General features: G+C 45.3%; 14 protein-coding genes. 11 read left to right on the top strand and 3 right to left on the bottom strand.

Features of this window, described 5'->3' with window-relative positions; genetic code table 11:
- The first annotated feature begins 52 nt into the window (after nt 1-52).
- The gene (fbaA, locus tag OO016_RS06335) at nt 53-1,120 is read left to right on the top strand and encodes a class II fructose-bisphosphate aldolase (protein ID WP_266011709.1); all 1,068 of its coding nucleotides are present in this window, start codon (nt 53-55) and stop codon (nt 1,118-1,120) included.
- Between the two features lie 27 nt (nt 1,121-1,147).
- Nucleotides 1,148-2,008, top strand: a complete 861-nt coding sequence (gene accD, locus OO016_RS06330) for an acetyl-CoA carboxylase, carboxyltransferase subunit beta (protein ID WP_266011974.1) — start codon at nt 1,148-1,150, stop codon at nt 2,006-2,008.
- A 55-nt stretch (nt 2,009-2,063) separates the two neighbouring features.
- Here the strand turns inward: accD and OO016_RS06325 are convergent, their stop codons facing one another.
- Nucleotides 2,064-2,921, bottom strand: coding sequence for a hypothetical protein (locus OO016_RS06325; RefSeq protein WP_266011708.1), 858 nt, complete (start codon nt 2,919-2,921; stop codon nt 2,064-2,066).
- Nucleotides 2,922-3,082: 161 nt separating this feature from the next.
- Between OO016_RS06325 and rpsO the strand changes: the two genes are divergently transcribed.
- From rpsO to OO016_RS06310, 3 genes are all read left to right on the top strand, one after another.
- A complete protein-coding gene (gene rpsO, locus OO016_RS06320) occupies nt 3,083-3,352 on the top strand; it encodes a 30S ribosomal protein S15 (protein WP_266011707.1) in 270 nt (89 codons plus the stop codon).
- Nucleotides 3,353-3,530: 178 nt separating this feature from the next.
- Nucleotides 3,531-5,744, top strand: coding sequence for a polyribonucleotide nucleotidyltransferase (locus OO016_RS06315; protein WP_266011706.1), 2,214 nt, complete (start codon nt 3,531-3,533; stop codon nt 5,742-5,744).
- Between the two features lie 153 nt (nt 5,745-5,897).
- Nucleotides 5,898-6,761: a sigma-70 family RNA polymerase sigma factor gene (locus tag OO016_RS06310; RefSeq protein WP_266011705.1), complete on the top strand. Its 864-nt coding sequence runs from the start codon at nt 5,898-5,900 to the stop codon at nt 6,759-6,761.
- Between the two features lie 164 nt (nt 6,762-6,925).
- Here OO016_RS06310 and OO016_RS06305 read toward each other — a convergent pair whose 3' ends face one another.
- Complete coding sequence (locus tag OO016_RS06305; RefSeq protein WP_266011704.1) at nt 6,926-7,885, bottom strand: sugar phosphate isomerase/epimerase family protein; 960 nt, start codon at nt 7,883-7,885, stop codon at nt 6,926-6,928.
- Between the two features lie 117 nt (nt 7,886-8,002).
- On the opposite strand from OO016_RS06305, the gene OO016_RS06300 reads away from it, so the two are divergent.
- Together OO016_RS06300 and rpe are read left to right on the top strand one after the other, a co-directional pair.
- Nucleotides 8,003-8,980: a tetratricopeptide repeat protein gene (locus OO016_RS06300; protein WP_266011703.1), complete on the top strand. Its 978-nt coding sequence runs from the start codon at nt 8,003-8,005 to the stop codon at nt 8,978-8,980.
- Nucleotides 8,981-9,062: 82 nt separating this feature from the next.
- Nucleotides 9,063-9,725, top strand: coding sequence for a ribulose-phosphate 3-epimerase (gene rpe, locus OO016_RS06295; protein WP_266011702.1), 663 nt, complete (start codon nt 9,063-9,065; stop codon nt 9,723-9,725).
- On the opposite strand, the gene OO016_RS06290 is transcribed toward rpe, so the two are convergent.
- Entirely contained in the window at nt 9,722-10,147 is a 426-nt protein-coding gene (locus OO016_RS06290) for a CBS domain-containing protein (RefSeq protein WP_266011701.1), read from the bottom strand. The genes rpe and OO016_RS06290 overlap by 4 nt on opposite strands.
- A 176-nt stretch (nt 10,148-10,323) precedes the next feature.
- Here OO016_RS06290 and OO016_RS06285 point away from each other — a divergent pair, with 176 nt between their 5' ends.
- The 4 genes from OO016_RS06285 (at nt 10,324) to OO016_RS06270 (ending at nt 14,663) form a co-directional block, all read left to right on the top strand.
- Nucleotides 10,324-11,307, top strand: a complete 984-nt coding sequence (locus tag OO016_RS06285) for a YpdA family putative bacillithiol disulfide reductase (protein ID WP_266011700.1) — start codon at nt 10,324-10,326, stop codon at nt 11,305-11,307.
- Between the two features lie 21 nt (nt 11,308-11,328).
- On the top strand, nt 11,329-12,738 hold the full coding sequence (locus OO016_RS06280; RefSeq protein WP_266011698.1) for an aldehyde dehydrogenase family protein: 1,410 nt from the start codon (nt 11,329-11,331) through the stop codon (nt 12,736-12,738).
- A gap of 53 nt (nt 12,739-12,791) precedes the next feature.
- The gene (locus OO016_RS06275; RefSeq protein ID WP_266011696.1) at nt 12,792-13,679 is read left to right on the top strand and encodes a dienelactone hydrolase family protein; all 888 of its coding nucleotides are present in this window, start codon (nt 12,792-12,794) and stop codon (nt 13,677-13,679) included.
- Nucleotides 13,680-13,757: 78 nt separating this feature from the next.
- The gene (locus tag OO016_RS06270) at nt 13,758-14,663 is read left to right on the top strand and encodes a mechanosensitive ion channel family protein (protein WP_266011694.1); all 906 of its coding nucleotides are present in this window, start codon (nt 13,758-13,760) and stop codon (nt 14,661-14,663) included.
- Nucleotides 14,664-15,016 lie beyond the last annotated feature (353 nt).

Here is a 15,016-nt window from a genome sequence, read left to right as displayed (position 1 = left end):
TAATTATTTTATTACATTTGCCTCATCTACAAATAAACCAATCAACACTAATATGTCGCACAATATCAAGCCTGGAGTTGCTACAGGAGACCAAGTCCAGGAAATTTTCAAATACGCCAAAGAAAAAGGCTTTGCCCTTCCCGCTGTTAATGTTGTGGGCTCCAGCACCATTAACGGGGTACTGGAAACCGCTGCCAAACTCAATGCACCGGTAATTATACAGTTCTCAAATGGAGGAGCGCAGTTCAATGCTGGTAAAGGCCTTTCAAATGAAAACCAGCAGTCGGCCATTCAGGGGGCTATCGCCGGTGCAAAACATGTACATCAGCTAGCTGAAGCCTATGGGGCTACAGTGATATTGCATACAGATCATTGTGCCAAGAAATTACTACCATGGATAGACGGCCTGCTTGATGCCAGCGAGAAGCACTTTGCAGAAACCGGGAAATCCCTGTTCAGTTCGCATATGATCGACCTGTCTGAAGAACCCATTGAGGAAAATATTGCTATTTGCAAGGAGTACCTGGCACGAATGAGCAAGATGGATATGACACTGGAAATTGAGCTGGGCATAACCGGTGGTGAAGAAGATGGGGTTGACAACACGGATGTTGATGATTCCAAGCTATATACGCAGCCGGAAGAAGTGGCCTACGCTTATGAGGAGCTTTTAAAGGTGAGCCACCGCTTTACCATCGCCGCTGCCTTTGGAAATGTCCACGGTGTCTACAAGCCTGGAAATGTTAAGCTAACCCCCAAGATCCTTAAGAATTCTCAGGAATATGTTTCGGAGAAATATGGCGTGGGCCACAATCATATTGATTTTGTATTCCACGGTGGTTCCGGCTCTACCCTGGAAGAAATTCGCGAAGCGATTGGGTATGGTGTGATCAAAATGAATATAGACACCGATCTGCAATACGCTTTCCTTGCCGGAGTGCGTGATTACATTCAGGAAAAATCTGCTTACCTGCAATCCCAGATCGGGAACCCGGATGGAGACGACCTTCCCAACAAAAAGAGCTATGACCCCAGGGTTTGGTTAAGGGAAGGTGAAAAATCTTTTGTGGAAAGGCTTACACAGGCTTTTGAAGACTTAAATAATGTGAATACGCTGTAAGGATAACACTGTAAAATGGAGACTGATATGACGGCATGGTTTAAGCGAAAAGAGAAAGGAATTCAAACGGCAACGGAGGAGAAGAAAGACACCCCCAAAGGCCTTTGGTACAAATCACCTACAGGAAAAATAGTTGAGTCAGAAGAGCTTGCTAAAAACTTTTACGTGAGCCCGGAAGACGATTACCATGTAAGAATTGGCAGCAAGGAGTATTTTGAGATCATTTTTGATAACAACACCTTTACCGAACTGGATGCGAAGCTAACTTCTAAAGACCCTCTGAAATTCGAAGACACCAAGAAATATTCAGATCGCCTCAAAGCAGCCCAGAAGAGGACCAACCTCAAAGACGCTGTGCGCACGGCTGTTGGTAAATCCATGGGAAAAGAACTTGTGGTTAGCTGCATGGACTTCGCCTTTATAGGTGGATCCATGGGAAGTGTGGTAGGCGAGAAAATTGCCCGGGGTATTGATTATGCCATCGAGCATAAAATGCCATTTCTGATGATTTCCAAATCAGGGGGAGCGCGTATGATGGAAGCTGCACTGTCTCTGATGCAGCTTGCAAAGACATCAGCAAAGCTTGCTCAGCTTGCTGAAGCTGGACTGCCTTACATTTCCCTGTGTACAGATCCTACCACCGGAGGAACCACCGCATCCTACGCCATGCTTGGGGATATTAATATTTCAGAGCCAGGCGCCCTGATTGGTTTTGCCGGACCGCGTGTAGTTAAAGAAGCTACAGGCCAGGACCTGCCAGATGGATTCCAGACCTCGGAATTTGTACTGGAACATGGTTTCCTCGATTTTATCACCCACAGGAGGGATCTTAAGAAAAAGGTAAACCTCTATATTGACCTTATACAGAACCTGCCAATAAGAAAATAAGAAAAGCCCTGACGAAAATTGTCAGGGCTTTTTCAATTTCAAACCACATCGGGTCTTACCTGAACCTTCTTAAAAATATTTCTTCGGTTTCTCCATTGGGATAGGTAAGCAAACCTTTCGCATCGCAGGACCCGTCGCCAAAATCCAGGGTCGCAGTGAGCTCGTTTCGGGTAATCTGCAGCACTCCGCTTACTATAAACCGGCAGGAAAGTTCCCTTCTCAGCGGGGAGATGGTCTCTTTGGCAAATACATTGCCCATTTTACCGGTGAAGGTGCTTTTCCCGGAAATCAGGAAAACATTATCGCCCCAGAAGCCGCTTCCAAAGCCTTCAATCCATTCGCGGGTACGGTTTCCTGTAAAGCTAGCCGTGCTATCATCTGGCCAGGTGCCACTAAAGCTTGCACTGGCATCGGACTGGGGATTGCCGTTTTCGTTAGATCGCATGCGTACTATGGACGCACTACCTTCCACAGCTACCCCATTAAAGGTAAAATTCTCCAGGGACAGCGCAATTGTCTTCGTTGCCAGGTCCATGTCTTTTTCATAGCTCAGATAGATAATACCACTGAGGACATTACCATTGGGAAGTTCGCATCCTTCTCCAAAGTCAATGGTTTTTTCACGGGTAGTGCTGGTCACTACAGTCGTGATCGTAACACAATCGGGCAGGTAATCCGAACGGTAATTTGCCCGCGAAGTAAGGGATATCTCATCTGTAGCGTACACATCCTCTCCAATGTTCATAATTTCCTCGGAAATTAACTCGGATTCATCACTAGTCTGAAGATTTGCTACTTCAAAGGTTTGCTCCTCATTGATAACTTCAGGAGATTCTTTTTTCTCACAGGAGATAAACATAAAGCTAGCCATGACCACTGCTCCTGCGAAGTTCATTTTTTTGAGACGTTTCATAATAACAATTTTTTAACATTACAACCTTAGGACTGTCCACTGCAAAAAAGGTTTAACATGAGGTTAAAAAAGTTTAATCGGCTATTGAATAAAATATTACTATCTTTGCGCCCTGATTGACGCTCAATCACATACATAAAAATCATTTTAATAATATTGGCATGTATTTAACTAAAGAAATTAAAGCAGACATTTTTAAAAAGCACGGAGGTTCTGAAAAGAACACCGGATCTACTGAAGCGCAGATCGCGTTATTCACGTATCGGATCAATCACCTTACCAAACACCTGAAAGAGAACCAGAAGGATTACAATACCGAAAGGTCACTGGTGAAGCTGGTAGGTAAACGAAGAAGTTTACTGGATTACCTGAAGGATAAGGATATTGAAAAATACCGTGCACTTATTAAAGAATTGAACATAAGGAAATAAATTTTTCAAGGGGAAGCGCTGCTTCCCCTTTTTACATACCCCGGGAGCCCGATCGGGATCCCACAAAAAGCTTACACAGTTTTTCATTGGTCAACAACACAACACAACCCTGACCGGCCGGTAAGCCCGGAGACCATTGTATAACAATCCTGTTTTATACAGGAACTAACGAATTTTTATGATTCCAAAAACCTTTAAAGAGGTCATTGACCTTGGTGACGGTAGAGAAATTTCTATTGAAACCGGAAAACTTGCCAAACAGGCCCACGGTTCTGTAGTGGTACAATCTGGACGCTGTATGTTACTCTGTACTGTAGTGTCTAATTACAAAGCTTCTGATGTGGATTTCCTTCCACTAACGGTAGATTACCGTGAAAAATTTGCAGCTTCGGGCCGATACCCCGGAGGATTCTTTAAACGTGAAGCTCGTCCAAGTGACGGGGAAATCCTTACTATGCGTCTGGTAGACCGTGTATTGAGGCCACTCTTCCCAAAGGATTATCACTCTGAAACCCAGGTTATGATACAGTTGATGTCTCATGACGAAAACGTGATGCCCGATGCCATGGCCGGACTGGCGGCTTCAGCAGCTATTCAATTGTCTGACTTCCCCTTTGAATGTGCCATTTCTGAGGTGCGTGTGGGAAGGGTAGACGGACAACTCATTATCAATCCTACTCGAGAGCAACTGGAAAATTCCGACATCGACATGGTAATCGGGGCTTCTGAAGACTCTGTGATGATGGTAGAAGGAGAGATGGGTGAAATTTCCGAAGAGGAAATGGTTGAGGCCATCAAATTTGCACACGAAGCCATTAAAGTACAGTGCGCTGCCCAGATAAGGCTTGCAGAAGCTGTAGGTAAAAAGGAAGTAAGGGAGTACGAAGTATCTGCTGAGGAAGAAGAGCTGGAAAGCCGAATCAGGGAAATGGCCTATGACAAAGTCTACGCCGTAGCCAAGGACGGTTCTGCCAAGCACGAAAGAGGGGCAGCCTTCTCTGAGATCAAGGAAGAGGTCAAAGCCAGCTTTAGCGAAGAAGAACAGGAAGAACTGGGCGATCTGATCTCCAAATACTACAGCAAGGCAGAAAAAGCAGCTATCCGTGACCTGGTGCTGAATGAAGGATTACGACTGGACGGTCGTAAGACCGATGAAATCCGGCCCATCTGGTGCGAAGTAGATTACCTGCCTTCCACCCACGGTTCTGCCATATTTACACGGGGAGAAACACAAGCCCTGGCTACAGTAACACTGGGTACCTCCAGAGAGGCAAACCAGATCGATATGCCTTCCTATGAAGGAGAAGAAACATTTTACCTGCACTACAATTTCCCTCCATTCTCTACAGGGGAAGCCCGACCTATCCGCGGAACATCGCGCAGGGAAATCGGACACGGAAACCTGGCCCAGAGGGCACTTAAAGGAATGATCCCTGAGGATTGCCCCTACACAGTTCGCGTGGTTTCTGAAGTACTGGAAAGTAATGGTTCTTCTTCCATGGCTACCGTATGTTCAGGTACTATGGCACTTATGGATGCCGGGGTACAATTGAAAAAACCGGTTTCCGGTATCGCTATGGGTCTTATTACAGACACAGAAACCGGAAAGTATGCTATCCTGTCAGACATCCTTGGAGATGAAGATCACCTCGGGGATATGGACTTCAAGGTTACCGGTACAGCAGATGGAATCACCGCCTGCCAGATGGACATTAAAGTAAAGGGGCTTTCTTACGAGATTCTTGTAAAAGCCCTCAACCAGGCTAAAGAAGGTCGACTTCACATCCTGCAAAAGCTTGTTGATGCCATCCCTGCACCGAAGCCGGATGTGAAGCCACATGCTCCAAAAATGGTTACCACTACTATTCCCGGAGAATATATCGGCGCATTGATTGGCCCTGGAGGAAAAGTGATTCAGGAACTGCAGAAAGAAACCAAGACTACCATTGTAATCAACGAGGATCCGGTTACCGAGGAAGGTCTGGTTGAGATACTGGGTACGGATCAGGCAGGTATTGATGCCGTTCTGGCCAAGATCGATTCCATTACGTTTAAACCGGAAGTGGGAAGTGTATACGAGGTCAAGGTAATCAAGATCCTGGATTTTGGAGCCGTTGTTGAATATATGGATGCACCGGGGAATGAAATCCTCCTGCACGTATCAGAACTGGCGTGGGAACGCACCGATAAGGTTACCGATGTGGTTAACCTGGGCGATGTGATCGATGTGAAATACTTCGGTATGGATCCCCGCACAAGAAAAGAGAAGGTTTCACGCAAAGCCCTGTTATCTAAACCGGAAGGATATAAAGAACGCCCTCCGAGAAGTGATCGCGGTGGCAGGAATGACCGAAGCGGTGGTTCCAAGCGACCATTTAAGAAAAGAGACTAATAAAACTGTCCTTTTGTGAGAAAAAGCCCCTAAATACGGGGCTTTTTTACGTTTTTGTTAAATTTTAGTAACCTCTTTGTAACATTTGGATTCTTTTTACGTATAAGTATATGCAGCAGTAATGCTATGAACTAAAAAAGAAAGGTAATTTAGATGAGACAACTTAAGATTACAAAACAGGTAACCAACAGGGAAACCGCCTCTCTGGATAAGTATCTGCAGGAAATCGGAAAGGTAGACCTGATTACGGCTGATGAAGAAGTAGAGCTGGCCCAGAGGATTAAAGCAGGTGATCAGACCGCTTTGGAAAAATTGACCAAGGCCAATCTGAGATTTGTGGTTTCGGTTGCCAAACAATACCAAAATCAAGGGCTTACCCTCCCGGACCTTATCAATGAAGGTAACCTAGGACTGATCAAGGCTGCCCAGCGATTCGACGAAACCCGTGGATTCAAATTTATTTCCTACGCGGTTTGGTGGATTCGACAATCGATCCTGCAGGCATTGGCAGAGCAGTCACGTATCGTGCGTTTGCCCCTGAATAAGATTGGTTCGATTAACAAGATCAACAAGACCTTTGCGTTCCTGGAGCAGGCCCATGAAAGGGTGCCTTCTGCAGAAGAAATTGCCAAGGAATTGGATATGACCGTAGAAGACGTGAAACAATCCCTGAAAAACTCAGGAAGGCACGTATCTATGGATGCTCCTTTGATCGATGGTGAAGATTCTAACCTTTACGATGTACTCAGAAGCGGTGAATCTCCCAATCCGGACAAGGATTTATTGCACGAATCCCTGAGGACCGAGATTGAAAGGGCGCTGGAAACGCTTACACCAAGGGAGGCAGACGTGATTCGCCTGTATTTTGGACTGGCTGGACAACATTCCATGACCCTTGAAGAAATTGGTGAAACTTTTGACCTTACACGAGAACGTGTCAGACAAATTAAGGAAAAAGCAATACGAAGGTTGAAACACACTTCTCGCAGCAAAATACTGAAGACCTATCTGGGATAGATCTTCGCCCTAGTTACCTTTTGACTATCAATTGGAATAATGTTAAAAAAATTGTAACTTGGGAACGGTAACAACAGTTTATCATGACTGTTCGTTTTTTGATTGATGAATAAACTCCGGCTGATTACCGGAGTTTTTTCATTTCAGGACTTTTGGCATGCCCATTACAGCTCGTAATAAAATGATTTCCTGAGCAATTCCAGGCTCTTAGGCACTGCAGTATCAGGAGTTTCATTGCCTTCAAACTCCAGCGAAATATAGCCCCTGTAGTTCAGGTCTCGCATCATTTGGCCTATTTTGTCATAGTCTATATCCAGGGTATACCATTTACCGCCACCAAAATAGGTTTTGGCCTGTATGAGATAAGCCCGGGGAGCCAGAAGTGCCAATTGCTCTTCCCGGTTCTCCAGGAAGTTCCCTGTATCCATGGTAACCTGCAACCAGGGGCTGTCAATGGCGTCCACTATTCGTAAAACCCCTTCAGCAGTCCTCCCCAGGCCCCAATGGTTTTCTAATCCCAAAACAACACCACATTTTTCTGCCGTAGGAAGGCATTTTTCTATGGAATCAATCACCCAGGCGAAACCCTCCTCATCGGTATATCCCTCAATAGCCGGTTCAATTCCTTTATTGGCCATCAGAACATCAAAATTTTCCGAGGTACCCCATCGACCGGTGTTGATACGCATGGTAGGGATGCCCAGTTTGTAAGCCAGCTCTATCTGATGTATGGTTTTATCAATATTTTCCTGCCTGTACTCAACGGACGGGTTAACAAAACCCTGATGTGTGCTAAATCCCATGATATCCAGTCCCGCGTGAAAGGCCCGTCTCTTCAGGTTTTGCAAATAGCTGTTTTCCTCAGATGCCATCTGCACCAGCAGTAATTCAATACCATCAAAACCCATGGCTGCGGCCTTATCAATGCAGGCCTCAATAGGACTATCTTCCTTGGGTCCGTTGAACTGCCAGAAGGAATAGGTTGAGACCCCTATGGGATTGTGTTTGATTTTCTTCTCAGTTACTGCAGCTGCTTTAGCTGATTGATTTTTGGAAGTACAACCGAGCAGGGCTGTACTGAGTCCCAGGGCGGATGCCTGGCCTACAAATTGGCGCCTTTTCATACTTGTGTTTAGTTGAGGGTTATGACTTAAAGATACAAAATGGGAAGATGATTTCTGCCGTTTACTCAACCATGTAATGCTGCACAGCCGGAGCTTATTTTTTTATCTTTAATCACTATGATAACAAAACGAATACCATACCCCGGAAATAAGGCTGTAATTGGCGTACTGATTTTGGGTTTCATCCTATTAATTTCTTCCTGCAAGCCCAAAGCTTCAGAACAGATATCAGACAAACAGGAATTTAAAACGCCTTTGGGAAAGGTATATGCCTTGCAGCGCCCTTCTGAAAAGCTCCTGCAACAATTTGAGGAGGCCAAAGCCGCATATGAGAAAGATCAGGACAAGGCAGATATGCTCATCTGGTATGGACGGAGGGTGGCCTACTTGGGTCAATATAAAGAAGCCATAGAAATCTACTCTAAGGGTATTGAGAAATTTCCCGATGATGCACGGATATACCGTCACCGAGGACATCGCTATATCTCCATAAGGGAATTCGACAAAGCTATCAGTGATCTCAGCAAAGCCGCAGAGCTGATCGCCGGTAAACCCAACCAGGTTGAGCCTGATGGTATGCCCAACCCGCAAAACATACCGGTTAGCACACTTCACGGCAACATATGGTACCATTTGGGACTGGCCTATTATCTCAAGCAGGATTTCCCAAAAGCCTTTGAAGCATACCTGAAATGCAGGGAAAGCGGTTCCAATGATGATAACCTGGTATCCAGCACACACTGGCTGTATATGATCCAAAGGCGAATAGGCAACAAAGCTCTGGCAGACAGCCTGTTACTGCCTATTACTGCAAGTGCCAACATTATCGAAAACACAGGGTATCACAACTTGTGCCTCTTTTACAAGGGATTAGTGAACGAAGCGTCCCTGATACCAGAGGGAGAACCTTCAGCCGCATCTGATGCAGTAGCCTATGGCCTGGCCAACTGGTATGTATGCGAAGGAAATGAACAGGAGGGCGTGGACCGCCTGAAAGACATTGTAGCAGGTGAAACCTGGAATTCTTTCGGGTATATCGCGGCAGAAAGCGACCTAAGGGCAAGGGGAATCACCGACCTCAACACCACCCAGTAAAATTGACTAACAGATGTAACCTTACTATGTACTTTTTACTAAGGGTTTGCTTACTTTTGCAAACAGATATATAAGTACTCCAATGAATTCGGTCAAAATTGCTCCTTCCCTGCTTGCAGCAGACTTCGGAAACCTCCAGAGAGATGTGGAAATGGTCAATAACAGTGGTGCGCACTGGCACCATATTGACGTTATGGACGGCGTGTTTGTCCCTAATATCTCTTACGGTATGCCAGTGGTTCAAGCTATTGCCAAACACGCTACGAAACCCCTGGATGTGCACCTTATGATCGTTGACCCGGACCGTTACATCAGTACATTTGCTGAGCTGGGAGCCGATATCCTGACCGTGCACTACGAAGCCTGTCCGCATCTGCACAGAACACTTCAAAAAATTAAAAGCGAGGGAATGAAGGCTGGCGTGGCTATTAATCCACATACCCCCGTATCTGTTTTATCGTCCATAATACAGGATGTGGACCTGGTATGTCTAATGAGCGTTAATCCAGGTTATGGCGGACAAAAATTTATCCCGCATACGTTTGAAAAGCTGAGGGAACTGAAGGCGATGATAGTCAAAGCAGAATCCGGGACACTTATCGAGATAGATGGTGGTGTAGGTACAGGAAATGCAGCAGAACTGGTGGAAGCCGGCGCAGATGTGCTGGTAGCAGGAAGTTCCGTTTTTCGGGCAGAAGATCCAGTCCAGGCTATTGCAGCCCTCAATGGTTTGGTAAAGGCCTAACTGTCTTTCAGCAGATATTTGATCATATCCGTTGTGGTCACAATTCCCACCAGGGACTCTCCCTGTACCACAGGAAGTGAGTGATATTCACTTTGAACAAAGATTTCTGCTACTTCGCGTATTGAATTATCTGGCTGCACAGTTGTGAGGCGATTACGCATCAATTGCGGAATGGTAAACATTTCGTAAATGGAAGAGGAAACATCCTCTTCATCCCGGAAAGCGCCATCGGCAAAACTGATTCGCAGCAGGTCATTCATACTAAGCATGCCAACCAAACGCTTTTTGTCTACCACCGGAATATGACGAATTTTATGCTTCTTAAATAAAGTTTCCGCTTTATCAAGACTGTCATTGGGTTTTACGGTAATAACCTCAGCGGTCATAATGGTCGATATCGGTACGGCTACTTCCACATTCATGACTATTCGATTTATAATTCATTCTAAAGATCAAGTAAATACACCCTAAAAAGAATGACAAAAATCATGTTACCCGCTAATTTTTTAATGTAACGCCCGGCGAAATACCGTATAATCCGGTGAAGTTTCAAAGCTGTAATTTCTGTTGTATTTTTACTTTCTTGATACTTGAGCATATGGAATCAGTTGATGTGTTGATTGTGGGTGGCGGGCCCATAGGTATCGCCTGCGGACTTGAAGCAAAGAAAAAAGGCCTCAGTTACCTCATAGTGGAAAAGGGAACCATTGTCAATTCCCTTTTCAATTACCCGGTAAATATGCAATTCTTTTCTTCTTCGGAACGCCTGGAGATCGATGAGGTCCCGTTCATCAGCAAGGAAGCTAAACCAAAGCGAAACGAGGCTCTGGAGTACTACCGCCGCATTGTCACATCGAACAAGCTCAACATCCGTCTTTTTGAAAAGGTAACAGGTATTCATAAAACTGATGGGCACTTCCGAATAGAAACGAACAAATCGGTATACCAGGCAGATCGGGTTATTATTTCCACTGGTTTTTACGACCTCCCGAACCTCCTGGGCGTACCTGGGGAAGACTTACCCAAGGTTTCCCACTATTATAACGACCCGCACTATTATGCCAGTCAGAAACTGGCAGTTATAGGAGCCAGTAACTCCGCCGTTGATGCAGCGTTGGAATGCTGGCGAAAAGGCGCCGAGGTAACCATGATCATTAGGGAACCTGAAATTGGCCAGCGGGTAAAATACTGGGTAAGGCCAGACATAATCAACCGGATCGAAGAAGGCAGTATACAGGCCTACTTTAATTCCAATGTTAAAGAGATCAGGCCGGGAGTGTTGATCGTAGAAACCCCGGAGGGGATAATTACCCTGGACAATGACTTTGTTCTGGCCCTGACCGGATACCAGCCCAATTTTGAATTTCTGGAACAAGCCGGGATTGCCCTTTCAAAGGACGATAAGCGCCTGCCACAATACAATCCGGAGACCATGGAAACCAACGTAAAAGGGCTATACCTGGCCGGCGTTATCTGTGGCGGAATGGAAACCCACAAATGGTTTATTGAAAACTCCCGAATACACGCCCAGCTTATTGTAAGCGACATCTTGAGGAAGAAAAAAGAGGCCACAGCCCATTAAATAGGGCCAAATCATATCGAAATGGACATCACAAAAAATAAATTCTACGCCCTGTTTGAAAGGCAGCAGAAAAACCAGTTTGCTGTGGCTAACACTTCCTTTAAAACCCGCATTCAAAAACTGAACAAGCTCAAAAAAGCCGTAGAAGAAACCTACCGGGAACAAATATTACAGGCCATTTATGATGACTTTAAAAAGCCCGCCACGGAAACCGACCTTACCGAAGTTTATCAGATTGTTGGGGAAATCAAGTTTGTTCGAAGCAGGCTCCGTTCCTGGATGGGAAAACAACGGGTTGAAACCCCACTTACGCTTACCGGAAGCTCCTCCTGGGTTAGGTATGAACCTAAAGGGGTATGCCTGATTATCTCCCCCTGGAACTTTCCATTCAACCTTACCCTGGGACCTTTGATCAGCGCTGTGGCAGCTGGGAATACCGTAATTATTAAACCCTCGGAAATGACCCCGAATTCCTCAAGGGTAATGAAACAAATCATTGAAGCGGTTTTTCCCGAAAATGAAGTGGCTCTGCTGGAAGGAGAAGTAGAGGTAGCTCAGGAACTCTTAAAACTTCCTTTCAACCATATTTTTTTCACCGGTTCCCCCAAAGTGGGAAAACTGGTCATGCAGGCCGCTGCTCAAAACCTGAGTTCGGTAACCCTTGAACTGGGCGGTAAGTCTCCAACCATTGTCGATCAGAGCGCGAATCTTAAAACGGCAGCCAGGAAGATCGCCTGGGCCAAATTCATGAATGCCGGGCAGGTCTGTATCTCGCCAGATTATCTCCTGGTGCAGGAGTCGGTTAAAGAAGTATTTCTCAGCGAACTCCAGAAACAAATCAGGGCCATGTTTACTGAGTCCCCATCCCAGTCCGATTCTTACGCGCGTATCGTTAATTCAAGGCACCTGAAACGGCTCATGGCTTCCCTTGAAGAAGCCAGGGGTAAAGGCGGAGAGGTTGTGACCCCGGAACAAATCGAGACAGAAGATAATTACTTTCCTCCCACCCTGGTACTGAACCCTCCTCAGGACAGTACTTTAATGCAGGAAGAGATCTTCGGGCCTATACTCCCCGTAATATCTTACGGAAAAACTGAGGAAGCCATTGCGTTTATCAACCAGAAAGAAAAACCACTGGCCCTTTACATCTACAGCAAGAACAGGAAAACGGCCAAAAAGATCATACAAAATACCCGGGCGGGAGCCACCTGTATCAATAACAGTGTGGTGCATTACGCCAATCACAACCTGCCTTTTGGTGGATCAAACAATAGTGGCATTGGAAAATCGCATGGGTTCTATGGATTTAAGGCCTTTTCCAATGAAAGGGCAATCCTTAAGCAACATACCCCAGGTGCCATGGAACTGCTTTTTCCACCTTACACCAATCTGAAAAAGAAGCTGGCCAGGCTTACCATAAAGTGGTTCTAATATCTTCTGGCACGATTGGGTTATTTTGAGTAAATTATACCAAAATCTAACCCATGGAACCCATTAAGAAAGAACAGATCAGCCAGGAGGTATTTGACCTTTATGACGACTATGCCCACAACCGCATCAATCGCCGTCAGTTTATAGACAAACTCTCTGCCTACGCCATTGGCGGACTTACCGTGGCTTCCCTTTTGAGTTTTATCTCGCCCAATTACACTGATAAGATACAGGTAAGGCAGGATGACAAAAGGCTCAAATCCGAATTTATAGAATACAACTCCCCAAAGGGTGGTGGCACAATCAAAGGCCTGCTGTCCAGGCCAGCAGATAAAAAAGGTAAACTCCCCGGAATTGTCGTGGTTCACGAAAACCGCGGTCTTAACCCGCATATCGAAGACGTGGGACGCAGGGCCGGACTGGCAGGGTTTATTTCCCTGGCACCAGATGCACTTACACCACTTGGCGGTTACCCTGGCAATGACGACGACGGACGTACCCTGCAGCGCCAGCGGGACCGAAGCGAGATGCTAGAAGACTTTATCGCGGCCTTCGAACACCTGAAAAACCATCCGGAATGTACCGGTAAAGTTGGGGTGGTAGGTTTCTGTTTCGGTGGATGGATATCCAATATGATGGCCGTAAAAGTTCCGGACCTGGCGGCAGCCGTGCCATTTTATGGCGGACAGCCCAAAGAAAATATTGAAGACATCAAAGCCCCCTTGCTACTGCACTTTGCAGAATTGGATAAACGGGTAAACGCCGGATGGCCGGAATATGAAACAGCGCTGAAAGCCAATAACAAGGAATACATAGCTCATATGTATCCCGGTGTGAACCATGGCTTTCACAACGATACCACACCGCGATACGATAAAGAAGCGGCTGAATTAGCCTGGAAACGGACTATTCAATTTTTTAAGAAGCACCTGGATTCTTAAAATGGGATGAATTTCTTTTTTGCCAGTAAGACGAGTGCTGGGGTAATATTAATATAGGTAACCCGATTAATTTAATTTATGGACTTCGTCAAAGAATGGTTAGATAACCAGCCCGTGATGGTGAGCTTATTAAAGTATCTCCTGTGGGTGGTATTTGTTCTGGGGTTAATCCAGTTCCTGAGGAGATTACTTAAGCGAAACCTGCCCTCCTCCACTACGCGTTACAAATCCCAGAAAGGTATTGAAGTAATCGGGTATTTCATCCTAATTATCCTTACCCTGTCCTACTTCACCGGTAACATAAAAGATTTCACTCTGGCCATTGGATTGCTCACGGCCGGTATAACCATTACCCTTCAGGAGCTAATTCTCAGTATAGCCGGATCTATCTACATTTTTGTCGTAAAGGTGTACAAGCCGGGAGACCGGATCGAAATCAATAATATCAAAGGAGATGTGATTGATGTGGATAGCATTTATACCACTATGATGGAAATTGGGGAGTGGGTAAGCAGCGACAACTACAGTGGACGTATCGTAAAACTTAGCAATGCCTTTGTTTTTAAGGGTGCTATATACAACTATTCCAGGGACTTCCCCTTTATATGGGATGAATTCAATATTCCTGTTCGCTATGGATCTGATATTGAGCTGGCCAAAAAGCTCGTTATCGATATAGCACAGGATACCTTATCTGATTATGTGGAGCAGTCCAAGGCAAAGTGGAAACATGTAGTGGATAAATACTATATCGAAAACGCTGAAGTTGCGCCCACCCTGGCCATCACCCTTACGGACAACTGGATAAACTTTAACCTGAGGTATATTGTCGATTACAAAAGAAGAAGGGGTACCAAACACCTGCTTAACGAAAGAATAGGAAAAGCTGTTGCCGGAACAAATGGGAAAGTGGAATTGGCATCAACTACCCTGGAAATTATCAGGATCCCTGGAACAAAACCTGAAGACAAAACAAAAAGTTAATGATGTAAAGGCATCACTGTAAGCTTTTTAGCGATCTCTTATTTTTTTCATAAAATCTTTTTTCAATTCATTTTTTATTTATGTTTGTCCCGGATATGCATGTATTAATCCGGCGTGCATAGGCTGTTGAAATGATGACAATAGTTAGATCCAGGCTCCGGAGGATTGTGAAGTCTCCTCCAAAAGCGGCCTTAGGGATAAGGACCTGGATTTTAGGACAGACTTCTTTCTTTTTCTCGACTGTTACGGAACTTTCCGACCCTTTCGTTTTTTATACTTTACGTATTTAAGCTTCTCTTCCTTTTACATCTTACAGGAACAAGTCACCCTTTTTATCATACGTAATTTTAAAA

Source organism: Lentiprolixibacter aurantiacus, assembly GCF_026241225.1.
In the GTDB taxonomy this organism is placed as follows: Bacteria; Bacteroidota; Bacteroidia; order Flavobacteriales; family Flavobacteriaceae; genus Lentiprolixibacter; species Lentiprolixibacter aurantiacus.
The sequence above is the reverse complement of the archived record's forward strand: the minus strand, read 5'-3'. Positions and strand labels throughout refer to the sequence as shown.

Bases quoted from the DNA above. Each gene is read 5' to 3' on its own strand.
- fbaA (WP_266011709.1), top strand. From the start codon at position 53: ATGTCGCACAATATCAAGCCTGGAGTTGCTACAGGAGACCAAGTCCAG.
- accD (WP_266011974.1), top strand. From the start codon at position 1,148: ATGACGGCATGGTTTAAGCGAAAAGAGAAAGGAATTCAAACGGCAACG.
- OO016_RS06325 (WP_266011708.1), bottom strand. From the start codon at position 2,921: ATGAAACGTCTCAAAAAAATGAACTTCGCAGGAGCAGTGGTCATGGCT.
- rpsO (WP_266011707.1), top strand. From the start codon at position 3,083: ATGTATTTAACTAAAGAAATTAAAGCAGACATTTTTAAAAAGCACGGA.
- OO016_RS06315 (WP_266011706.1), top strand. From the start codon at position 3,531: ATGATTCCAAAAACCTTTAAAGAGGTCATTGACCTTGGTGACGGTAGA.
- OO016_RS06310 (WP_266011705.1), top strand. From the start codon at position 5,898: ATGAGACAACTTAAGATTACAAAACAGGTAACCAACAGGGAAACCGCC.
- OO016_RS06305 (WP_266011704.1), bottom strand. From the start codon at position 7,885: ATGAAAAGGCGCCAATTTGTAGGCCAGGCATCCGCCCTGGGACTCAGT.
- OO016_RS06300 (WP_266011703.1), top strand. From the start codon at position 8,003: ATGATAACAAAACGAATACCATACCCCGGAAATAAGGCTGTAATTGGC.
- rpe (WP_266011702.1), top strand. From the start codon at position 9,063: ATGAATTCGGTCAAAATTGCTCCTTCCCTGCTTGCAGCAGACTTCGGA.
- OO016_RS06290 (WP_266011701.1), bottom strand. From the start codon at position 10,147: ATGAATGTGGAAGTAGCCGTACCGATATCGACCATTATGACCGCTGAG.
- OO016_RS06285 (WP_266011700.1), top strand. From the start codon at position 10,324: ATGGAATCAGTTGATGTGTTGATTGTGGGTGGCGGGCCCATAGGTATC.
- OO016_RS06280 (WP_266011698.1), top strand. From the start codon at position 11,329: ATGGACATCACAAAAAATAAATTCTACGCCCTGTTTGAAAGGCAGCAG.
- OO016_RS06275 (WP_266011696.1), top strand. From the start codon at position 12,792: ATGGAACCCATTAAGAAAGAACAGATCAGCCAGGAGGTATTTGACCTT.
- OO016_RS06270 (WP_266011694.1), top strand. From the start codon at position 13,758: ATGGACTTCGTCAAAGAATGGTTAGATAACCAGCCCGTGATGGTGAGC.